The organism is Pseudomonas sp. B21-021, assembly GCF_024749205.1.
GTDB classification, from domain to species: Bacteria; Pseudomonadota; Gammaproteobacteria; order Pseudomonadales; family Pseudomonadaceae; genus Aquipseudomonas; species Aquipseudomonas paraglycinae.
Map to the genome: position 1 here is coordinate 359,858 of NZ_CP087192.1, position 19,916 is coordinate 379,773.

Annotated in this window: 21 protein-coding genes and 1 tRNA gene; 9 read left to right on the plus strand and 13 right to left on the minus strand. The window is 60.5% G+C overall.

All coding sequences use genetic code 11. The features are described 5' to 3' along the window. Positions 1 to 12 precede the first annotated feature (12 nt). Complete coding sequence (locus LOY31_RS01600; protein ID WP_039764659.1) at positions 13 to 762, minus strand: ABC transporter substrate-binding protein; 750 nt, start codon at positions 760 to 762, stop codon at positions 13 to 15. A gap of 13 nt (positions 763 to 775) precedes the next feature. Beyond that, positions 776 to 1,549 (minus strand): ABC transporter ATP-binding protein, encoded by a 774-nt coding sequence (locus tag LOY31_RS01605; protein WP_007897462.1) that lies wholly within the window; start codon positions 1,547 to 1,549, stop codon positions 776 to 778. A 552-nt stretch (positions 1,550 to 2,101) separates the two neighbouring features. Here LOY31_RS01605 and gabP point away from each other — a divergent pair. Next, positions 2,102 to 3,493 carry a GABA permease gene (gene gabP / locus LOY31_RS01610; protein ID WP_007952562.1) on the plus strand — a complete coding sequence of 464 codons (1,392 nt, stop codon included), beginning with the start codon at positions 2,102 to 2,104 and terminating at the stop codon, positions 3,491 to 3,493. 70 nt (positions 3,494 to 3,563) lie between these two features. On the opposite strand, the gene LOY31_RS01615 is transcribed toward gabP, so the two are convergent. The 4 genes from LOY31_RS01615 to LOY31_RS01630 all read right to left on the minus strand — a co-directional run bounded on the left by LOY31_RS01615 (position 3,564) and on the right by LOY31_RS01630 (position 6,556). Beyond that, positions 3,564 to 4,016 carry a hypothetical protein gene (locus LOY31_RS01615; RefSeq protein WP_258712751.1) on the minus strand — a complete coding sequence of 151 codons (453 nt, stop codon included), beginning with the start codon at positions 4,014 to 4,016 and terminating at the stop codon, positions 3,564 to 3,566. A 6-nt stretch (positions 4,017 to 4,022) separates the two neighbouring features. Then, on the minus strand, positions 4,023 to 4,436 hold the full coding sequence (locus LOY31_RS01620; RefSeq protein ID WP_007952560.1) for a hypothetical protein: 414 nt from the start codon (positions 4,434 to 4,436) through the stop codon (positions 4,023 to 4,025). 20 nt (positions 4,437 to 4,456) lie between these two features. After that, entirely contained in the window at positions 4,457 to 5,428 is a 972-nt protein-coding gene (locus LOY31_RS01625) for an alpha/beta fold hydrolase (RefSeq protein WP_258712752.1), read from the minus strand. 69 nt (positions 5,429 to 5,497) lie between these two features. Continuing rightward, on the minus strand, positions 5,498 to 6,556 hold the full coding sequence (locus tag LOY31_RS01630) for a YhcG family protein (RefSeq protein WP_221533623.1): 1,059 nt from the start codon (positions 6,554 to 6,556) through the stop codon (positions 5,498 to 5,500). Between the two features lie 260 nt (positions 6,557 to 6,816). Between LOY31_RS01630 and LOY31_RS01635 the strand changes: the two genes are divergently transcribed. After that, on the plus strand, positions 6,817 to 7,266 hold the full coding sequence (locus LOY31_RS01635; protein WP_221533624.1) for a carboxypeptidase regulatory-like domain-containing protein: 450 nt from the start codon (positions 6,817 to 6,819) through the stop codon (positions 7,264 to 7,266). Between the two features lie 5 nt (positions 7,267 to 7,271). On the opposite strand, the gene LOY31_RS01640 is transcribed toward LOY31_RS01635, so the two are convergent. From LOY31_RS01640 to LOY31_RS01660, 5 genes are all read right to left on the minus strand, one after another. After that, positions 7,272 to 7,601, minus strand: a complete 330-nt coding sequence (locus LOY31_RS01640; protein WP_221533625.1) for a hypothetical protein — start codon at positions 7,599 to 7,601, stop codon at positions 7,272 to 7,274. A gap of 136 nt (positions 7,602 to 7,737) precedes the next feature. Then, positions 7,738 to 7,813 (minus strand) — tRNA-Phe (locus LOY31_RS01645). 104 nt (positions 7,814 to 7,917) lie between these two features. Continuing rightward, positions 7,918 to 8,190 (minus strand): oxidative damage protection protein, encoded by a 273-nt coding sequence (locus LOY31_RS01650; RefSeq protein WP_007952551.1) that lies wholly within the window; start codon positions 8,188 to 8,190, stop codon positions 7,918 to 7,920. Then, entirely contained in the window at positions 8,187 to 9,254 is a 1,068-nt protein-coding gene (mutY, locus tag LOY31_RS01655) for an A/G-specific adenine glycosylase (protein ID WP_085746373.1), read from the minus strand. Before mutY ends, LOY31_RS01650 begins: the two co-directional genes overlap by 4 nt. Further along, on the minus strand, positions 9,251 to 11,476 hold the full coding sequence (locus LOY31_RS01660; RefSeq protein ID WP_221533626.1) for an AsmA family protein: 2,226 nt from the start codon (positions 11,474 to 11,476) through the stop codon (positions 9,251 to 9,253). The genes mutY and LOY31_RS01660 overlap by 4 nt, the downstream gene beginning before the upstream one ends. Positions 11,477 to 11,831: 355 nt before the next feature. Here LOY31_RS01660 and LOY31_RS01665 point away from each other — a divergent pair, with 355 nt between their 5' ends. The 7 genes from LOY31_RS01665 (at position 11,832) to LOY31_RS01695 (ending at position 17,651) form a co-directional block, all read left to right on the plus strand. Then, entirely contained in the window at positions 11,832 to 13,496 is a 1,665-nt protein-coding gene (locus LOY31_RS01665) for an OFA family MFS transporter (RefSeq protein ID WP_007952548.1), read from the plus strand. 270 nt (positions 13,497 to 13,766) lie between these two features. Beyond that, a complete protein-coding gene (gene hisB, locus LOY31_RS01670; RefSeq protein ID WP_221533627.1) occupies positions 13,767 to 14,360 on the plus strand; it encodes an imidazoleglycerol-phosphate dehydratase HisB in 594 nt (197 codons plus the stop codon). Beyond that, positions 14,360 to 14,998, plus strand: a complete 639-nt coding sequence (hisH, locus tag LOY31_RS01675) for an imidazole glycerol phosphate synthase subunit HisH (protein WP_007952546.1) — start codon at positions 14,360 to 14,362, stop codon at positions 14,996 to 14,998. Before hisB ends, hisH begins: the two co-directional genes overlap by 1 nt. Next, positions 14,999 to 15,259: a DUF2164 domain-containing protein gene (locus tag LOY31_RS01680; protein ID WP_011332018.1), complete on the plus strand. Its 261-nt coding sequence runs from the start codon at positions 14,999 to 15,001 to the stop codon at positions 15,257 to 15,259. Between the two features lie 42 nt (positions 15,260 to 15,301). Further along, positions 15,302 to 16,039 (plus strand): 1-(5-phosphoribosyl)-5-[(5-phosphoribosylamino)methylideneamino]imidazole-4-carboxamide isomerase, encoded by a 738-nt coding sequence (gene hisA, locus LOY31_RS01685; protein WP_003220753.1) that lies wholly within the window; start codon positions 15,302 to 15,304, stop codon positions 16,037 to 16,039. 9 nt (positions 16,040 to 16,048) lie between these two features. Continuing rightward, positions 16,049 to 16,819: an imidazole glycerol phosphate synthase subunit HisF gene (gene hisF / locus LOY31_RS01690; protein WP_007909211.1), complete on the plus strand. Its 771-nt coding sequence runs from the start codon at positions 16,049 to 16,051 to the stop codon at positions 16,817 to 16,819. 76 nt (positions 16,820 to 16,895) lie between these two features. Then, complete coding sequence (locus LOY31_RS01695; RefSeq protein ID WP_007952542.1) at positions 16,896 to 17,651, plus strand: ABC transporter substrate-binding protein; 756 nt, start codon at positions 16,896 to 16,898, stop codon at positions 17,649 to 17,651. Here the strand turns inward: LOY31_RS01695 and LOY31_RS01700 are convergent. Beyond that, a complete protein-coding gene (locus LOY31_RS01700) occupies positions 17,632 to 19,032 on the minus strand; it encodes a Vps62-related protein (RefSeq protein WP_221533628.1) in 1,401 nt (466 codons plus the stop codon). The genes LOY31_RS01695 and LOY31_RS01700 overlap by 20 nt on opposite strands. A 106-nt stretch (positions 19,033 to 19,138) precedes the next feature. Next, on the minus strand, positions 19,139 to 19,915 hold the full coding sequence (locus LOY31_RS01705) for a divergent polysaccharide deacetylase family protein (protein WP_045121689.1): 777 nt from the start codon (positions 19,913 to 19,915) through the stop codon (positions 19,139 to 19,141). Between the last annotated feature and the right edge of the window lies 1 nt (position 19,916).

Here is a 19,916-nt window from a genome sequence, read left to right on the forward strand (position 1 = left end):
GGCAGGTCAGGATCAGTAGATGCTGAACGGGAAGTACTTGTCGTTGATCTTCTTGTAGGTGCCGTCGGCAACGATTTCCTTCAGCGCGGCGTTCAGCTTCTCGCGGATCGGGTCGCCTTTACGTACAGCGATACCGATCTTGTCGCTTTCTTCCACCGGGTCGCCCTTGAATTCGTAGGCTTTGCCGGCGTCGCTTTTCAGCCACTCGTAGTTGACGTATTTGTCGGCGAGGATGCCGTCCAGGCGACCGGAGGTCAGGTCGAGGTAAGCGTTTTCCTGGGTGTCATACAGCTTGACGGTGATGTCGTCACCGAAGTTGTCTTCCAGGAAGGTGCCGGCCAGGGTCGCACGCTGGGCGCCGATCACTTTGCCTTTCAGCGCAGCCTTGTCGGTTTTGAAGTCGACGTTTTTCGGCGCGATGAATTGCAGCTTGTTGGAGTAGTACGGGTCGGTGAAGTCCACCGCTTGCTTGCGCTCGTCGGTGATCGACATCGAGGAGATCAGGAAGTCGAACTTCTTGGCGTTCAGGGCCGGGATGATGCCGTCCCAGTCCGAGGTAACCACGGAGCATTCAACTTTCATCTTGGCGCACAGGGCGTCGCCGATGTCTTTGTCGAAGCCGACGACGTTGCCGCTGGCGTCTTTATTGTTGAACGGCGGGTAAGCCGCTTCGATGCCCATCTTCAGGGTCTCGGCCATGGCACCGGCGCTGAATGCGAGGGTGACGGCGGCGGCCAGGAAGACCTTTTTGTAGTTCTGCATGCGGGTAGCTCCGTTAGCGGTTGCTGGACATGAATTGTTTGCAGCGCGCCGAAAGCGGGTTTTCGAACACCTGCTGTGGCGATCCTTGCTCTTCTACCAGGCCCTGGTGGAGGAACACCACTTCGCTGGAGACCTGACGGGCGAAGCCCATTTCATGGGTCACGAGCAGCATGGTGCGGCCTTCTTCGGCCAATGCGCGGATGACATTAAGTACTTCCTGGACCATTTCCGGGTCAAGGGCGGAGGTGGGCTCGTCGAACAGGATCACCTTGGGCTGCATCGCCAGTGTGCGGGCAATCGCCGCGCGCTGTTGCTGGCCGCCGGACAGTTGCGCCGGGTAGGCGTGGCGCTTGTCGGCGATGCCGACCTTGGCCAGCAGCGCTTCGGCGACTTCAATGGCTTCGGCCTTGCTCTGGCCGAGCACGCGGCGCGGGGCTTCGATGATGTTGTCGAGCACGCTCATGTGCGGCCACAGATTAAAGTTTTGAAACACAAAACCAATCTCGGAGCGCAGGCGATTGATCTGCTTGCCGTCGGCGGCAACCAGTTCGCCATTCTTGGCGGCCTTGAGCTTGAGTTCTTCCCCGGCCACCAGGATCTGGCCCTGATGCGGGTTTTCCAACAGGTTGATGCAACGCAGGAACGTGGACTTGCCGGAACCGGAGGAACCCAGGATCGAGATCACATCGCCGTCGCGGGCGGTCAGCGAGATGCCTTTGAGCACCTCAAGCTGTCCGTAGCGTTTGTGCAAGTTGCGGATTTCAAGCGCGGGCGTGGCCTCAGCCATGTGCGTTCCTCATATATGTTGCGCTCCTGCTGTTGGTTGGCCTTCCTGGCGAGGCGGCCAAGCTAGCATAGCGTTTCAATGGCAGCCAACAGCGCTACGAGCGGTAAACGGATGGCGTGTGGCAGGTTGTCGCATCGGCGCAGCAGACTGTCGCCCCATCAACAACCGAACGGGTGTTTGAACGTGGATTCCCGTGGGTGTCGCGTAAAAAAAGGCGCGATGTTGCCACCTTTGGCGGGGTGTTGGAAGCGCTAACCGGCCGAACGTTCCTCATTCGCCCTTTTATTGTGCATCCCGTACTTTTTCAGTGTGTTTCTGGTGCGCTGATTCGTCTAGAAAGTGGGTCGCAGGGTAACGCTTTGGCGAAAGGCCAGTATTCTCAAGGACTTGCGATGACTGTCCGGTCGCGCTGAAAACCGCAGGCCAGAAGAGTTTGAAACATTTTGGCGCAATTATTGCGTGCAGAATCTGGAACGCCCCGTTGGTTTCTTTTTACGAGAAGGAAAACCAGACGGGCCGGACTGAATCGCTTTCCTCGCAAAGGTAGTTTCAATGAGCAGTACCCAAAGCTCCAATGGCCTCGAACAGGGGCTCAAACCGCGTCATGTGACCATGCTGTCGATCGCCGGGGTGATCGGTGCAGGTCTGTTCGTAGGCTCCGGCCACGCCATCGCCGCCGCAGGTCCCGCTGTTCTGCTGGCTTACGCCGCTGCTGGCGCGCTGGTTGTGCTGGTGATGCGCATGCTCGGCGAAATGGCTGTTGCCTCGCCTGACACTGGCTCGTTCTCGACTTACGCCGACCGCGCTATCGGTCACTGGGCCGGTTTCACCATCGGCTGGCTGTACTGGTGGTTCTGGGTCTTGGTGATTCCGCTGGAAGCCAACGCCGCCGCAACCATCCTGCACGCGTGGTTCCCGGGTGTGGATATCTGGGCCTTCGCGCTGATCATCACCATGCTGCTGACGGTGACTAACCTGTTCAGCGTGAAAAACTACGGTGAGTTCGAATTCTGGTTCGCCCTGCTCAAAGTCGTGGCGATCATCGGTTTCATCATCCTCGGCGTCGCAGCCATTTTCGGCTTCCTGCCGAACAGCCAGGTCAGCGGCGTTTCGCACATCTTCGACACCCAGGGCTTCCTGCCAAACGGCATGGGCGCAGTATTGGGCGCGATCCTGACCACCATGTTCTCCTTCATGGGTACCGAGATCGTGACCATCGCGGCCGCGGAATCGAAGAACCCGGGCAAGCAGATTTCCAAGGCCACCAACTCGGTGATCTGGCGGATCGGTTTGTTCTACCTCGTATCGATCTTCATCGTTGTGGCCCTGGTGCCATGGAACGACCCGGTTCTGGCCAGCGTCGGTTCCTACCAGACCGTACTTGAGCGCATGGGCATCCCGAACGCCAAGATGATCGTCGACATCGTGGTTCTGGTTGCTGTGACCAGCTGCCTGAACTCGGCGCTGTACACTTCTTCGCGCATGCTGTTCTCCCTCGGCAAGCGTGGCGATGCACCGGCCATGGCGACCCGCACCAACAAGAGCGGCACCCCTTACTGGGCGGTGATGCTGTCCACCGGTGCGGCGTTCCTGTGCACCTTCGCCAACTACGTGGCCCCGGCTGCAGTGTTCGAATTCCTGCTGGCCAGCTCCGGCGCCATCGCGCTGCTGGTGTACCTGGTGATCGCGATTTCGCAACTGCGCATGCGTAAACAACGCATGGCTCGCGGCGAAAAAATCGTCTTCAGCATGTGGCTGTTCCCGGGCCTGACCTACGCGGTGATCGTATTCATCGTCGCGGCCCTGACCATCATGCTGTTCCAGGACGCCCACCGCGTGGAAATCCTCGCGACCGGCCTGCTCAGCCTGCTGGTGGTCGCTGCCGGCCTGCTGGTGGCTCGCCGCCGCAATCTGGAAAAACGTGGCGCCGCGGTTCTGAACTGATCCGCAACGCGTAACGCAAAACGGCCGCTGTCAGTGATGACAAGCGGCCGTTTTTGTTACTGCGAGCGGTTTATTCGCTCTTCTCTTCCTGCGTTTCCACCGACTGACCGTAGGTGTCCAGCGCAATCCCGAAATCGCTGATGAACTCCGGTTCGCTCAGCCAGGCCTGGGCGGTCTCGCGATCCATGCCGTCGGCCCACATGCGGTAGTCGATCAGCATGTCGGCGGCCAGGTGAGTGGCGGCCATGCCTTCGTTCTCGGCGTTTTCCATGTCCAGCAGTTCAGGGTGATCGACGATGATGAACGCCAGCTCGCGGAGCAGCGTCAGCAGCATTTCGTTGCGGCTGACGGCTTCGGCGTCGCGCATCTTGCTGAACATCGCCAGGGTGTATTCCGGGATCGGCTCGGCGAGGTGGCCGAGGTCATCGTCCTGCGCCAGAGGTTTGCGACCGACCATGCGGATCTGCTTGGCTTTGGCCTTGGCGCGTTTGGCGCGTTTCTGTTGCTTGTTCAGGGATGCCATGGGAACTCAGTTTTTCTGTTGGGTTTGTGCGGCGATTGCGTCGGACGCGGCCACATAGTCTTTCTGGAAATCCGGCGATTCGATCCACGCCAGAGCGCCAGCCTCGTCGGTCTCGGTGGACCATTGGCGGTACTCGATCAGCGCGGCGAGGATGAAATCCATCGCGCCTTCTTCGCCTTCCTGCTCGTACACCAGCTCCAGCAGTGGGTCTTCGAGGAACGCGGTGCACAGGGCCTGCTGGCTGATCTTCTCGGCGTCGATCATTTTCTTGAACAGTTCGGTCAGGTCCACCGACTCGAAGTCGATGCGGTCGTCGTTCGGGTCCAGCTCGACTGGCGCTTCCGCACGTTTGGTGCGGTTCTGCTTGGCCTTGGTCTTGGCCCGGGCGGCGCGTTTTTGCTGCTTGTTGGCGGAAGCCATGGTGTGTGTTCCGTGGTGCGTTAAAGGGCTTGGCTGCGTGGGATTTTGCGCCCCGGTGTGTCGGAGGCCAGTTCGCCGGTCTGCAGCCAGGTCAGAGCGATGGGCCATAGTGTGGCTTGGTATGCGCTGCGAAAAAAGGCGAAATGTCCGACTTGCTGCTCACCGATGTCCTGCGGCTCGATTCGCAGGTGGGTCTTTTGCGCGTTGTGGAAGTAAGCGAGCAGGCGTTCGATGGCGGGAATCGTGCCGTAGGGATCGTCGCTGATGCTGATTGCCAGGGCTTTGGCCCGGACGTTGGCGAAGGGCAAGTCCGCCATCGCTCTGCCGCTCGGGCGCCGCTCATAACGCGCGGCAGGCGTGCTCCAGTCGCGCACCACGCCGGCGGGCGTGTCTTCCAGCCAGCCAAGTCGCTTGCCCGGAAAGTAGCCACAGAGCAGCGTGACCAACGGCATCAGCAGATGCCATTTGCCGAACATTCGCCAGCGGTGCTCGGGCGCGTAATCGCGCCAGTAAGCGAACTGCGCGCCGACCGTCACCAGTCGTCGGATTATCTTTCCAGAGGCCCCCAGGCCTGCTGCGCAGCCGCCGAAGCTGTGCCCGACCACATCGATCGGCTGCCCGGGAAATTCCCGCTGCGCGCACTTGAGCATCGCCTCGAAATCCAGCGCGCCCCAATCCGTCCACGAAGCCTGCAAACGCTTCATCGACTTTGGTCGCGACTCGCCAATGCCCCGGTAGTCGTAAATGATCACGTCAAAGCCGTTGGCGAACAGGTACGCCGCGAAGCGTGAGTAGTGGCGGCAACGCACGGATGTGGCGGCGTTGATGATCACCACTGGGCGTTGTGGGTCGGGCGAAGCGTGGCGCCAGGTGAAGCCGCCGAGCAGATAGCCATCGGCGGCGGGTTCCTGAAAGGGTGCGTCCTGAACATCGCTTTCGAGCGTGGTTTCGCTCCGGGCATCTTCCAGTGCGTGCGTCTCTTGAAAACCCATGGCTCTCGACCTTCGCGGAGTAGCTGCCAACGATAGTCCCAGCCAGCTCGGTGAACAATCCGTCGACGGTCAATCAGCCGTCTGATCGCTCAAGCGTTCTTCCAGTCGAGTGTGTTCACGGTTCAACTCCGCTCGTAACTCCTCTTCACTCGGCAGCACCAGTTTGTAGCTGCTGGCGAACAGTTGTTCATTGCCCTTGAGGATCGTGTAGCGCGCAACCGATTCATTTTGCTGTGCGCAGAGAATGATCCCCACCGTTGGCCCGTCGCCCTCGCTGCGTTTCAGGTCGTCGTACATGCGGATGTACATGTCCATCTGGCCCACGTCGCGGGCGCTGAGTTTGCCGCGCTTCAGATCGAGGATGACGAAGCATTTGAGCAGGTAGTTGTAGAACACCAGGTCAATGTAAAAATCATCGTCGCCAGCGCTGATGCGTTGCTGGCGACCGACAAAAGCGAAGCCTTTGCCCAGCTCAAGGAGAAATCCCTGGAGCTGATCCATCAGGGCCTGTTCCAGTTCGGACTCCTGAAGCTTGCCCGGTGATGGCAGGCCGAGAAATTCCAGCAGGACGGGGTCGCGGATGAATTCCCGGGGATTGCTTTTCATCGCGGCAATGTTGGTCGCGGCCTCTGCATAGACGTCGGTTTTGTCTCGGCTCAGCAACAGGCGTTCGTAGTAGAGCGTGTTGATCTGGCGATCAAGGGCGCGGCTTGACCAGTTTTGTGCAGCGGCTTCGTTCATGTACCACTGCCGGGCGGGTTCGCTTTCGACCTGCAATATCCTGCGGTAATGGGTCCAGCTCAATTCGAGACGCAGTGCGTCTCGAATTGGAAAGAGCTGATAAAACTGCCGCATTTTTCGAAGATTAGTAACGTCGAAGCCTTTCCCAAAGTCCGCAGTCAGTTCCTTTGCCAACGTAGCCAGGAGCTGTTTTCCATACCCCGCGCGCCGGGCACCCTGTTGCTCGAACTCGACAATGTGTCGCCCGATCTGCCAGCAGGTCTGGACCTGAATCGTGTCGACCGTTCGCAGCGCTTTCTGCCGCGCCTCGCGTATCAGTTCGCCCAGGTCGCCCAGTAGCGAATCAATTTTTGGATCTTGCGTGTCAGCAGGTTTTAGTTGGCTCATCAGGTCTTCCGGCTCAGGGGGAACAGAAGCAAGAGCATGCCAATTGCCTTGGTCTGGGGATGCCGGCCGCCTCTGATGCCACTGAAGGAAGAGTGGGCGGGTTTTGCGAGATCAGGCTGACGAAGTCCGCGAACGAGGAGTACGGCGTGTAGTCCTTTTCGTATCAACCGCAACTCCCAATCGTTCTAAAACCCACCCCGCAAGACAAAATCTAAACAGAGGTAACGATTGGGTTCCGCGAGAGCCCGGGAGTCGTCCTCATGAAACGCGTTCTTTCCTTCGTGCTGTCCGTTGCCGCTGCGGCGGTGCTGCTGTTTCCGATCATGGCGCAGGCTGCGAGTCTGGAGCCGGTCGACAGTTCTGCTGTGCAGGTTCAGCAGCAAGAGCAAAACGGTGTTCGCTATCTGGCCGGCGGGATTGGTGAAGATGAGTCGAAAGCCATTCAGCAATCCGCGGGCTACAACCTGCACATGACGTTCGCCGTCGGCATGCAAAACCAGTACACCGCCGATGTCGACGTGATGATTCAGAAAGCTCCGGGCCAGACCGTGCTGACGCTGAATCAGACCGGTCCATTGGTCTACGTACAGTTACCGCCCGGCAAATACACGGTCGTCGCGACCCGCAATGGTGAAACGCGCCGGGATGCGGCGGAAATTGGCGGCGGTGCTGCGCGCAATCTGGTGTTTCACTGGAATGACAACAGCTAGTGGCGTTACCGGTCGCGCCGGGAAGGCGCGACCGTTGCCGTGCGGCCCAGCCAGATCAATAACCACGCGGCGCCCGACAGGAAGAGGGCGAGGAGGCAATGCGTGGCGACGGCAAACCAGAAGCTGGCGGGTTGTGTGGTCAGCGAATACACGGCGAAGCGTTTGCCGCGTGCCATGTTGCTGATGCGCCCCTGAATCAGACCGTCCACGGTTTCGTAGGCAATCAGGCCGATACACAGGATCAGCACCAGGCCGAGCGCGATCATCAGCCAGTCGGTGCGTTTTACGGGTTGCGCGGGATGGGGCAGGGGGACGCGGGTTCTTCTCTGGTTCATCGCGGGGATGACCCTCTTCCGTAAGGGTTGGGCAACGTATCGCGAATTCCGGCCTGCAAGAAGGGCGGGATCGGGCCGTCATCAAATCGCAGGCATAAAAAAACCCTGAATCTTGCGATTCAGGGTTTTCGGTATTTGGTGCCCAGAGACGGAATCGAACCGCCGACACGGGGATTTTCAATCCCCTGCTCTACCGACTGAGCTATCTGGGCAACGGGGCGCATTAAAAGGGTTTTTCGGATTTACGTCAACGACTTTTTTAAAATTTCTTAAATTAATTCCGTCGCTTACGATCCGACCCCCGATTTTGCGGGGTTTACTCTGCAGGCGGAACGTAGCCTTCCGCTTGAGCGTATTCCTCGCCGGAGAAGTACTTGTCCATTTCGCCCTGAAGAAATTTGCGGTCTTCGGCGTTCATCATGTTCAGGCGTTTTTCGTTGATCAGCAGGGTCTGGTGTTTCTGCCAGTCGGCCCAGGCCTTGGCAGAGACGTGTTCGAAGATGTCCTGGCCCTTGGCGCCCGGGTACGGTGGGCGCTCCAGGCCTTCGAGTTGTTCTTTGTACTTGCGGCACATTACGGTGCGGGTCATGTCGACTCTCCTGCATTCAAGACGGCGGCCGCGCGTTCGAGCAAGGTCTTGACCGGGGCGGCGAGGCCCAGGCGCGGCGGGGTGGCGAGGTTATACCAGAGCCAGTCGGCCTCGGCCACGTGACCGCCGGCTTCCTGTACCTGAACCAGCCAGGGTTCGATGGACAGCTGGAAGTGGCTGAAGGTGTGGACAAGGCTCGGCAGCGCCTGCTGCTCGCCCAGTTCCAGCGAGTGCTGCGCAGCGAGGTGTTGCAGGTCGTCGAGGCCATCGAGTTCCGGCAGGCTCCACAAACCGCCCCACAATCCGCTGGACGGGCGGCGATAGAGCAAAATCGCGCCGTCCTCGTTGGCCAGCAGTGGCATCAATGTGCGTTTCTGCGGGATGGCTTTACGCGGCTTGGGGATCGGGTAACGCGTCTCCAGGCCGAGCATGTGCGCTTCGCAGCCCTTTTCCAGCGGACACAGCAGGCAGCTCGGCTTGCTGCGGGTGCAGAGTGTGGCGCCTAGATCCATCATCGCCTGGGTGTAGGCGTTGACCCGATCCTGCGGCGTAAAGCGCTCGGCGTTGGCCCACAGCTGTTTGGCGACCTTCGGTTCGCCGGGGTAGCCCTCCTGCGCGGTAAAGCGCGCCAGCACCCGTTTGACGTTGCCGTCGAGAATCGGCGCGCGCAGGCCCATGCTGATGCTGGCGATCGCGCCCGCAGTCGACAGGCCGATGCCCGGCAAATCCGTGAGCTTCTCGACATCCCGGGGAAACTCGCCGCCGTACTGGCTGACGACAATCTTCGCGGTCTTCTGCAGATTGCGCGCACGGGTGTAGTAACCCAACCCCGTCCACAGGTGCAGCACTTCGTCCTCCGGCGCTTCGGCCAGGGCTTCGACCGTCGGCAGCGCCGCCATGAAGCGGTCGAAGTAATTGAGCACGGTGCTGACCTGAGTCTGCTGCAACATGATCTCGGACACCCACACCCGATACGGGTTGATGTTCTGTTGCCAGGGCAAATCATGGCGTCCGTGGCGGTCGAACCATTCCAGCACCGCCGTGGAAAACTGCTCCGCTCTCATCGCTTGAACAGCCCCTTCAATGCGTTTTTCAGTTCCGGGCTGACTTTGTCACCCAGTTTCTCGTCGATTTTTTCGCTGATCTTGTCGCCGGCCAGTTTGGTCGCGACCTGGCCCATGCGTTCGTTGTCCACGCGGCAGGCCTTGGCGCCCAGTTCCAACGGGCCACGGCAGCGCAGCGGCCATTCGATGCCGACGAATTTGTCACCTACCTGGCAGGCCGGGTCCGGCATGGCGCTGGTGTCGCCTTCGACGATGATGCCGACGCGATAGTCCATGCCCAGCACCTTGAGGTCGATATCGCCGTCACCGTTGACGCTCATGCCGGGGATGCGCACTTTCAGGTCCGGGTTGCTGGCCACGCCGTTGCGGAAGGTCAGGTTGCCCTTGAGTTCCTGGAACGGCGTGTCCTTGCCGCGCGGCTCGCCGCTCAGGGATTTGCGGTTGAGTGTGGCGATGCCCTTGCACAGTTGCTGCTCAAGGTTGGCGTTGAGCAGCACGCCGTTGTTGATCACGAAACTGGCGTTGCCATTGAGGGTTTCGATCAGCGCCTGCTGGCTGTTGCCGCTGCCGGTGACGGTGCTGGTGAGATTGACCAGACCCTTGACCGGCGGATTCTTGCCCTGGCTTTCGAGGATTTTCTCCACCGGCACCCGGTTGATCCGGGTCTGCAGGTTCAGTATCGGCGCGGTCTGGCGCACGTCCAGCGTGCCCTTGGCTTCGAAGTCGCCGTTGTACAGCTCGCCGCGCAGGTTCTCCAGGGTCAGCAGGCCGCCCTGGCCGGTGGCTTTCAGTGCGGCGTTCTGAATTGGCAGCTTGTCGAGGGTCAACTGGCCGAAGGTCAGGTCGGCGTTTACGTCGAGTTTGCTCAGGCGCTCAACAGGGAACAGGCGCTCGGTGCTCCAGGCGCTTTTGCTCGGTTTTTCCGGCAGCGGTGTGCTGCCGGCACCGGCCATTGCATCGGCCTCGGTGCTGGCGACTTCGGCCTGACGGACCTGAGTGGCGTTGTTGGCTTTTTCCGATTTCGGCGGCAGATAACGGTCAACGTTGAAGGTGTCGGCCTTGAGGACCGCCCGCAGCGATTGCTTGGCGAAATCTTCGACGGCGATGCGGCCGCTGAAGCTGCTGTCGTCGAGTTTCAGGTTGATGTTGTCCAGCGCCACGCTGGTCGGCGTCGCGGCGACACGGCTGACCAGTTCAACCTTGCTCAGGCTGCCTTCGGCCATGGTCGGCAGGGTCTGGCCAATGCTGTCGACGAATTTCGCCAGGTCGAACTGGGCGATGGAAATCCCGCCGGTGATCTGTGGCGTCTTGTCCAGGTCGTTGGCCTTCAACTCGCCCAAGGCGCGCAACTGATTGACCGAAAGCTTGATGCCGGTCCATTCGGCGACGTTGGCGGCCTTGTCCAGCAACAGTTGGCCTTGGGCGGCGAAGGTCACGGTCTTGCCCTGTAGCGGATCACCGGCGACTTCGCCGGAAAGCTTCAGGTCTTCGAACTTGTAGCGTTGCAGGGCGCGTTCGAAGCGCAGCTCGCCGTTGAGCTCGGTGCGCACCCGCAGCACTGGCTGGTTGGTGCCGAGGAACGCGGTGGCCTTGACCGGGATGTTGGTCGAATCGTGAACCGCGCCGGTGCTCAACTGGATGCTTTCGGCGCTGAATTGCTTGCCGGTCAACTCGTCGTTGTATTCCACGCGGGCGTTGTTGACGGTCAGGCTGTCGATGTCGAGGCGAATCGGCTGGGCCGGTTTTTCCGGTTGCGGGGTGGCCTCGGGGGCGGTTTCGGCCGTGGTGGTTGGCGCCGGGGCGCTGCCGGCCTTGGGTGGTACCTTGCCGATATCTTCCCAGTTGCCGTGACCATTCTTGTCACGGTTCAGGCGCAGGTTCAGGCCTTCGACGCGCACGTCGCTCATCTGCACTTCACGGCGCAGCAGCGGCAGCACGCGCACGGACAGGCCGAGCATCTGCAGGTCGGCGAACGGTTCGGCAGGTTTGGCCAGGGTCGCGACGCTGGCCTCGTGCAGTTCCAGGCCGAGCCACGGGAACAGGCTCCAGCCGATGTCGCCATTGAGCGTCAGCTCGATGTGGGCCTTGTCGCGGGCTATCTGGCGGATCTCGTCTTTGTAGTCGTTGGGATCAAACAGGTGGGTCAGGGCGAAGCCCGCCGCCACAATGATCAGCAACAGCCCGAGAAGTACCAGACCCAGGATTTTGCCGAACGCTTTCATGGGCGAGTCCTTGTAAGTAGTCGAATTCGTAATTTAGCCGGGGAGTATAGCGCTGCATCAACCCGCGCTGTTGCGGTGTCCCGTGCAGCCTGCTGAACCGTGATGTACAGCGCTTCGACAACGATCGGCATCGGGGTTCCCCGGCATCAGGAGATCAGATGACTCAAAAAAGGTGATATCAGTTTGGTTTTTCTGTCACGTGCAAATGGTAACCTTCGCCCGTTCGTCCGCCCATCTGCGACTTAACGTCGCGCTTTCAAGGAGCTTCACCCGCAAAAAACGGTCATGCCTGCGTGCATAAAGGCCGGGGGTGAGCAGTGGCTGGCGAACCATACTAATAATTGGGGGATACACAATGAGCACGACCATTACGGCGGACGGCCTCAAAGCCGATCAGCCCGGATTCCTGTCCAAGGAACGCATCATCGCCAAGCCCGGTTTCAACCGTTGGCTGGTCCCGCCGGCCGCTCTGGCCATTCACCTGTGCATCGGCATGGCCTACGGCTTCTCGGTGTTCTGGTTGCCGCTGTCCAAGGCGCTGGGCGTGACCGCTCCGGTGGCTTGCGCACCGGACATGAGCTTCATCGCACAAGTCTTCTCGTCGCAATGCGACTGGCCGATCTCCATGCTCGGCTGGATCTACACCCTGTTCTTCATCTTCCTCGGCTGCTCGGCAGCGATCTGGGGTGGCTGGCTCGAACACGCAGGCCCGCGCAAGGCCGGCGTTGTATCGGCACTGTGCTGGTGCGGCGGTCTGCTGATTTCCGCACTGGGTATCTATACCCACCAGATCTGGCTGATGTGGATCGGCTCCGGCGTGATCGGCGGTATCGGTCTGGGCCTGGGCTACATTTCGCCGGTGTCGACCCTGATCAAGTGGTTCCCGGACAAGCGCGGCATGGCGACCGGCATGGCGATCATGGGTTTCGGCGGTGGCGCGATGGTTGGCGCTCCGCTGGCAACCGCTCTGATGAGCCATTTCGCTTCGCCGGCTGGCGTTGGCGTGTGGCAGAGCTTCGTGGCCATGGCCGCGATCTACTTCGTGTTCATGATCGGTGGCGCCTTGGCCTACCGCGTACCGCCAACCGGCTGGAAGCCTGAAGGCTGGACCGCACCGGCGAAGAAAGCGTCGAACGCGATGATCACCCACCGTCACGTGCACGTGAATGTGGCGTGGAAAACCCCGCAATTCCGTCTGGTGTGGCTGGTGCTGTGCCTGAACGTGTCCGCCGGTATCGGCATCCTCGGCATGGCTTCGCCACTGTTGCAGGAAGTGTTCGGCGGCAAGCTGCTGGGCAATGATCTGCCGTTCGGTCAGCTGGACGCCGGTCAACTGGCTTCCATCGCTGCCATTGCAGCCGGTTTCACCGGTCTGCTGAGCCTGTTCAACATCGGCGGTCGTTTCTTCTGGGCGTCGTTCTCGGACTACCTGGGCCGCAAGAACACTTACTTCGTGTTCTTCGCACTGGGTTTTGCGCTGTACGCACTGATCCCGAACCTCGGTCACCTGGGCAACGTTGCGCTGTTCGTGGCGGCGTTCTGCATCATCCTGTCGATGTACGGCGGTGGTTTTGCGACCGTTCCGGCCTATCTGGCCGACCTGTTTGGTACACAGATGGTTGGCGCGATCCACGGTCGTCTGCTGACGGCCTGGGCCGCCGCTGGCGTGCTGGGTCCGGTGCTGGTGAACTACCTGCGTGAGTATCAGCTGAGCATCGGTGTTGAACGCGCTGCCGCTTACGACATCACCCTGTACATCCTCGCTGGCCTGCTGGTGCTGGGCTTCCTGTGCAACCTGCTGGTGCGCCCGGTGGCCGACAAGTACTTCATGACCGACGCCGAACTGGCCGCCGAACAGGCGCTGGGCCACGACAAGGGTGCTGACGCCAGCACCGTGCTGGAGTGGAAAGCCGCGCCAGGCAGCAAGCCATTGGCGATCGCTGCGTGGCTGGTGGTGGGGATTCCGTTGGCGTGGGGTGTGTGGGTGACCCTGCAGAAGACGGCGGTTCTGTTCCACTAAGTAACCGTTAAAACGCAGAACCCCTGTGGGAGCGGGCTTGCCCGCGAAGGCGTCCGGTCAGTCGACATCACTGTTGATTGACCCACTGCTTTCGCGAGCAAGCCCGCTCCCACATTTGTTTCCGGGTGCCTGTAATGGCTTGTATGGACATGTCTACCCGCGACAGTCGGGGCTTCTATCCGTCTGCCATATCACCTCTCGTGTTTCTGTTTCGGCCCCGCGCCCCTATAATGGCTGCCTTTTTCGCCCAATGATTTTGCGGAGCTGGTGATGGCCGAACGTAAGGCGTCTGTCGAGCGCGACACTCTGGAAACCCAGATCAAAGCCTCGATCAACCTTGATGGCACCGGAAAGGCCCGATTCAATGTCGGTGTTCCTTTTCTTGAGCACATGCTGGATCAGATCGCCCGTCACGGGTTGATCGACCTGGATATCGAATGCAAGGGCGATCTGCATATCGACGACCACCATACGGTGGAAGACGTCGGTATCACCCTCGGCCAGGCCTTCGCGCAAGCCATTGGCGACAAGAAAGGCATCCGTCGCTATGGCCACGCCTACGTGCCGCTCGATGAAGCGCTGTCGCGCGTGGTGATCGACTTCTCCGGCCGCCCAGGCCTGCAGATGCACGTGCCGTACACCCGCGCCACCGTTGGCGGCTTCGACGTCGACCTGTTCCAGGAATTCTTCCAGGGCTTCGTCAACCACGCGCTGGTCAGCCTGCACATCGACAACCTGCGCGGCACCAACACCCACCACCAGATCGAAACCGTGTTCAAGGCATTCGGCCGCGCGCTGCGCATGGCCGTCGAGCTGGATGACCGCATGGCCGGCCAGATGCCTTCGACCAAGGGCGTCCTGTAATGCAGACGGTTGCAGTTATCGATTACGGCATGGGCAACCTGCACTCGGTGGCCAAGGCCCTTGAGCACGTCGGTGCCGGCAAGGTGCTGATCACCAGCGATGCGGCAGTGATCCGCGAAGCCGACCGTGTGGTTTTCCCAGGCGTCGGCGCGATTCGCGATTGCATGGCGGAGATCCGTCGCCTCGGTTTCGATTCGCTGGTGCGTGAAGTCAGCCAGGATCGTCCGTTCCTCGGCATCTGCGTCGGCATGCAAGCCTTGCTCGACAGCAGCGAAGAGAACGACGGCGTTGACTGCATCGGCCTGTTCCCGGGCGCGGTGAAGTTCTTCGGCAAAGACCTGCATGAAGACGGCGAACACCTGAAAGTCCCGCACATGGGCTGGAACGAAGTGAAGCAGGCGGTGGATCACCCGCTGTGGCACAACATTCCGGACCTGGCGCGTTTCTACTTCGTGCACAGCTACTACATCGCCGCCGGCAACCCGCGGCAGGTGGTTGGCAGCGGTCATTACGGCGTCGATTTCGCCGCGGCGCTGGCCGAAGGTTCGCGTTTCGCCGTGCAGTTTCACCCGGAGAAGAGCCATACCCATGGCCTGCAATTGCTGCAGAACTTCGCTGCGTGGGACGGTCGCTGGTAAATGGCCGTCAAGAAATCCAAGCCGCCGATCCTGACCCTCACTCCCGAGCAGGAGAGCGAGGCCAACCGCAAGATTCAGCGGTTCATGGAGGATCGTTTCGAACTGGACCTGGGTTCGTTCGAGGCGGCGGAAATTCTTGAGCTGTTTACCCGCGAAATTGCTCCGCACTATTACAACAGGGCGATTTTCGATGTGCAGACCCACCTCAAGGAGCGGTTTGAAAGCATCGAAAGCGACCTGTGGGCGCTCGAGAAAAACTGATTTCCGAGCCAAGCTGAACATTCAAATTTGAAGGTTTGCCAGATGCTGATTATTCCCGCTATCGATCTTAAAGACGGTGCCTGCGTACGTCTGCGCCAGGGCCGCATGGAAGATTCCACAGTGTTCTCCGATGACCCGGTGAGCATGGCTGCCAAGTGGGTGGAGGGCGGTTGCCGCCGTCTGCATCTGGTCGACCTGAACGGCGCTTTCGAAGGCCAGCCGGTCAACGGCGAAGTGGTGACCGCGATCGCCAAGCGCTACCCGACCCTGCCGATCCAGATCGGCGGCGGCATCCGTTCGCTGGAAACCATCGAGCACTACGTCAAGGCGGGCGTCAGCTACGTGATCATCGGCACCAAAGCGGTGAAGGATCCGGCGTTCGTCGCTGAAGCCTGCCGCGCGTTCCCGGGCAAGATCATCGTCGGTCTGGATGCCAAAGACGGTTTCGTCGCCACCGATGGCTGGGCTGAAATCAGCACCGTGCAGGTCATCGACCTGGCCAAGCAATTTGAAGCCGACGGCGTGTCCTCGATCGTTTATACCGACATCGCCAAAGACGGCATGATGCAGGGCTGCAACGTTCCGTTCACCGCTGCGCTGGCTGCTGCCACCAAGATCCCGGTGATCGCTTCCGGCGGCATTCACAACCTGGGTGACATCAAGTCGCTGCTCGACGCCAAGGCGCCGGGCATCATCGGCGCCATCACCGGCCGGGCGATCTACGAAGGCACTCTCGACGTCGCCGAAGCGCAAGCTTTCTGCGACTCGTACCAAGGCTGAGGACTGACCATGGCGCTGGCCAAACGCATCATCCCTTGCCTGGACGTGGACAACGGCCGGGTCGTCAAAGGTGTGAAGTTCGAGAACATCCGTGACGCCGGTGACCCGGTGGAAATCGCCCGTCGCTACGACGAACAGGGTGCCGACGAGATTACCTTTCTCGACATCACCGCCAGCGTCGATGGCCGTGACACCACGCTGCACACCGTCGAGCGCATGGCCAGCCAGGTGTTCATCCCGCTGACCGTCGGCGGTGGCGTGCGTACCGTGCAGGACATCCGCAACCTGCTCAATGCCGGTGCGGACAAGGTGTCGATCAACACCGCTGCCGTGTTCAACCCGGAATTCGTCGGCGAAGCGGCGCAGCATTTCGGCTCGCAATGCATCGTCGTCGCCATCGACGCGAAGAAGGTCTCCGGCCCGGGCGAAACCCCGCGCTGGGAAATCTTCACCCACGGCGGTCGCAAGCCGACCGGCCTCGACGCGGTCGAGTGGGCGAAGAAAATGGAAGGCCTGGGTGCCGGTGAAATCCTCCTGACCAGCATGGATCAGGACGGCATGAAAAACGGTTTCGACCTCGGCGTGACCCGCGCCATCAGCGATGCGCTGGGCATTCCGGTGATCGCCTCCGGCGGCGTCGGCAACCTGCAGCATCTGGCTGACGGCATCCTTGAAGGTCACGCCAGCGCGGTGCTGGCGGCGAGTATTTTCCACTTCGGCGAATACACCGTTCAGGAAGCCAAGGCCTACATGGCCAAACGCGGCATCGTAATGCGTTAAACATCCATACAGGCCAGTGGACAGCATGGCGTACCCAAGGCACTCTTGGGCACGCCATGGATTTCGGTAGCCCGACATGATCAAACGCCTGCTTCTCGCCCTCGCCAGTGCCTCCGTGTTGTTGATCAACACCGGCCACGCCGAAGAAAGTCCCGACACCGATCTGGTGCTCCTCACCGAAAACTTCCCGCCGTACAACATGGCGAAGAACGGCAAGAATTTCGCCCAGGATGAAAACATCAACGGCATCGCCACGGACATCGTGCGCGAGATGTTCAAGCGTGCCGGCATCACTTACAGCCTGACCCTGCGTTTCCCATGGGAGCGGGTCTACAAGCTGGCGCTGGAGAATCCCGGTTACGGTGCGTTCGTCATGGCACGCCTGCCGGATCGCGAAAAGCTCTTCAAGTGGGTCGGCCCGATCGGCCCGGACGACTGGGTCATGCTGGCCAAGGCCGACAGCAAGATCACTCTCGAAACCCTCAATGACGCGCGCAAGTACAAGATCGGCGCCTACAAGGGCGATGCGATTGCCGAGACGTTGACCAAGCAGGGTCTGAAGCCGGTGGTGGTGCTGCGCGATCAGGACAACGCTAAAAAACTCGTCAGCGGCCAGATCGATCTGTGGGCCACCGGCGATCCTGCCGGCCGTTATCTGGCGCGGCAGGATGGCGTGACCGGGTTGAAAACCGTCCTGCGCTTCAACAGCGCCGAACTGTATCTGGCACTGAACAAAGACGTGCCGGACGAAGCCGTTGCCAAGCTTCAGGCGGCGCTCGATCAGATGCGCAAGGACGGTGTGGTGGACGAGATCATGGGGCGGTATCTGTAACTATCGCTGATCCTGTCGTTGGTTGCGGATCCGCCTTGGGCTCCGCAGCCGGCAGCTTTTCAGGTTCCTGTTCGGGCGCAACGGCTGTCTGTTTCTCGAGTTCCTTCTTCGTGTCCTTTGCCGGCTCCAGCTCGGCGGGGTAATCCGCCAGATGCAGGCTATCCATATCGGTAAAGCTGAGGCGGCCCTCCACTTGTGAGCCATCTTCGCGAAGTAATCGGTAGTCGCTTTGCATCAGATACACCGCGGCGAACCGGTTTTTTCCAACCAGCGCAATAACTTCTGCCTCCGAGGAATTCACCCATTCATAGGGTGCCGATCCGGTGTTGCAGAAGCTGTCGCCCAGCCTGGCTGAGCAGGTGATGGCCGACTGAAGCGCAGACATTGCCGAAGACCATTGGTTGCCGATGTCGAGACCTGTATTGCGGGTGAACGTGCGCACCATCTCGAATGACTGGGCTCGGCTGGCTCTCCACCTGAAAGGGCGATGCATGTCAGAGCTGTTCCGGCCTTCGCCGACGAGCAAGTAGTGATCAGTTCTTTCCAGGCGGTAAAACGGTGAAGTCTTCAGCTGTACGAGGCTTGGCATCAGCGGGTCGCTGACGGCGAACCACGGCAATCTGACAACCTGTGTGATCCTGGATGGCGTCAGGGCGGCGGAGGCATCGTGCCCGGTCAGTACGGGAGCCGCCGGTGGAGTCTGGACCTGAAGCGGAATCGGCATCCGCAAGGCGTATGCGGTGATGGGCGCTGCAGGTTTGCTGTAGCCGTTAGCGCCGATAAAGGTGCCGGGGGCAAAGTAGATCTCCCCGGCGGGGGCGCTCGGGGGGGAGACGGTCCAGGTGCTGAAGTCGCGGTCGGCTCCGCTGCCCTTGTCGCTCCAGATCAGGGTGCTGGCACTTGAGGCTACCACCAGGTCGGCGCGTACACAGCGAACGGCGTTGAAGGACGGTTTGCTGCTGTCGTTGGAACATACCAGCCCGAGTGCCACATGACCTTCGGGTGGGATCGGCCGCCAGATAGAACAGTCACCGTTGGCCCGCGAGCCGGTATCGCTCCAGACCCATTGATAGTCATTGGGCCTGCTCAGTGCCGGGCCTTTGCCGGCCTCGGCATTTTGCAAGTCTCCTTCACGGACAACGGCCATTACCCGTTTTTCGTTGATGTTGTCCCGTCCGGAGATAACGAGGTCGCCCAAGGGGAAATAGCCGGGCAGCAGGTCGGGAGCCGGAGTGGGGCGCCAAAAGCTGCCGGGTTTTGACTTTGAGCCTGTGTTGTCCCAGATCCTGTGAAATTCGGTGGTGAAATTGATCAGCAGGTTTTCAACCGCTATGGGCTCCATTTGCCGAGTCGGTGATATGAGATGGGTTTGGGTGTCCATGATTGATCCTGAATAGAGAAAACGGCACGGTGGCCGCGACGGGTCTCAATATCCGGGTCTGGAGGTGGCGTCCTGCGGTATCTATTTATTGCTTGGTGACAACTTGTTACCGGTAAACGCCGTCTTTGCCATGAGCGGCTGTCGCACGATTACTGCGTACGCTGATCATTTGCTTGATGTCGATCCACTCGATGCCCTGAGCCTTCAACTTCGGCAACTCACGCTCCAGCACAGCCAGAGTCTGTGGATACGGATGGCCGATCATCACGGCCGAACCCTGTTTGTGCGCCAGGCTGATCGCCGTCTGCAACTGCGTCAGGATCGCCGCTTCGGTGCGTTCGTCATCGAGAAACACATCCCGCGAAACGCTCGCCAGATCGATTTTCTGCGCCTGTTGCGCAGCGACGGTCTGGGCGCTGGTGCGGCTGTCGACGAAGAACTTGTGGCGGCGCTGCAACTCGCCCATCAACCACGCCATCGCCACTGGTTGTGCAGTCATGCGACTGCCCATGTGGTTGTTGATGCCGGCGGTGTAGGGGACCATTTTGAACGCAGCGTTCAGGCGTTTTTCGAGTTCTTCGATGGGCAGTTCGGGATGCCAGGCGAACGGGCCGGTGGCCGGGTCCATCGGCATGTGCAGGATCACGACCTTGCCGGCGCGATGGGCTTCGCGGGCGAATTCGGTGGCGTGCGGGGTGTCGGGCATGATCGCTGTGGTCACCGGCCCGGGGAGGGCCAGCACGCGGCGATCCCGGGGCAGGTTTTGCCCCAGGTCGTCGATGATCAGCGTCAGGTAGGCTTTTTGAGGTGTTGGTCTGGCTGGTTCCGCGTGAGCAGCACCCGCCAGACAGCACAGCAGGACAAAGACGAAACGCAAAGACATC

Bases quoted from the DNA above. Each gene is read 5' to 3' on its own strand.
- LOY31_RS01600 (WP_039764659.1), bottom strand. From the start codon at position 762: ATGCAGAACTACAAAAAGGTCTTCCTGGCCGCCGCCGTCACCCTCGCA.
- LOY31_RS01605 (WP_007897462.1), bottom strand. From the start codon at position 1,549: ATGGCTGAGGCCACGCCCGCGCTTGAAATCCGCAACTTGCACAAACGC.
- gabP (WP_007952562.1), top strand. From the start codon at position 2,102: ATGAGCAGTACCCAAAGCTCCAATGGCCTCGAACAGGGGCTCAAACCG.
- LOY31_RS01615 (WP_258712751.1), bottom strand. From the start codon at position 4,016: ATGGCATCCCTGAACAAGCAACAGAAACGCGCCAAACGCGCCAAGGCC.
- LOY31_RS01620 (WP_007952560.1), bottom strand. From the start codon at position 4,436: ATGGCTTCCGCCAACAAGCAGCAAAAACGCGCCGCCCGGGCCAAGACC.
- LOY31_RS01625 (WP_258712752.1), bottom strand. From the start codon at position 5,428: ATGGGTTTTCAAGAGACGCACGCACTGGAAGATGCCCGGAGCGAAACC.
- LOY31_RS01630 (WP_221533623.1), bottom strand. From the start codon at position 6,556: ATGAGCCAACTAAAACCTGCTGACACGCAAGATCCAAAAATTGATTCG.
- LOY31_RS01635 (WP_221533624.1), top strand. From the start codon at position 6,817: ATGAAACGCGTTCTTTCCTTCGTGCTGTCCGTTGCCGCTGCGGCGGTG.
- LOY31_RS01640 (WP_221533625.1), bottom strand. From the start codon at position 7,601: ATGAACCAGAGAAGAACCCGCGTCCCCCTGCCCCATCCCGCGCAACCC.
- LOY31_RS01650 (WP_007952551.1), bottom strand. From the start codon at position 8,190: ATGACCCGCACCGTAATGTGCCGCAAGTACAAAGAACAACTCGAAGGC.
- mutY (WP_085746373.1), bottom strand. From the start codon at position 9,254: ATGAGAGCGGAGCAGTTTTCCACGGCGGTGCTGGAATGGTTCGACCGC.
- LOY31_RS01660 (WP_221533626.1), bottom strand. From the start codon at position 11,476: ATGAAAGCGTTCGGCAAAATCCTGGGTCTGGTACTTCTCGGGCTGTTG.
- LOY31_RS01665 (WP_007952548.1), top strand. From the start codon at position 11,832: ATGAGCACGACCATTACGGCGGACGGCCTCAAAGCCGATCAGCCCGGA.
- hisB (WP_221533627.1), top strand. From the start codon at position 13,767: ATGGCCGAACGTAAGGCGTCTGTCGAGCGCGACACTCTGGAAACCCAG.
- hisH (WP_007952546.1), top strand. From the start codon at position 14,360: ATGCAGACGGTTGCAGTTATCGATTACGGCATGGGCAACCTGCACTCG.
- LOY31_RS01680 (WP_011332018.1), top strand. From the start codon at position 14,999: ATGGCCGTCAAGAAATCCAAGCCGCCGATCCTGACCCTCACTCCCGAG.
- hisA (WP_003220753.1), top strand. From the start codon at position 15,302: ATGCTGATTATTCCCGCTATCGATCTTAAAGACGGTGCCTGCGTACGT.
- hisF (WP_007909211.1), top strand. From the start codon at position 16,049: ATGGCGCTGGCCAAACGCATCATCCCTTGCCTGGACGTGGACAACGGC.
- LOY31_RS01695 (WP_007952542.1), top strand. From the start codon at position 16,896: ATGATCAAACGCCTGCTTCTCGCCCTCGCCAGTGCCTCCGTGTTGTTG.
- LOY31_RS01700 (WP_221533628.1), bottom strand. From the start codon at position 19,032: ATGGACACCCAAACCCATCTCATATCACCGACTCGGCAAATGGAGCCC.
- LOY31_RS01705 (WP_045121689.1), bottom strand. From the start codon at position 19,915: ATGTCTTTGCGTTTCGTCTTTGTCCTGCTGTGCTGTCTGGCGGGTGCT.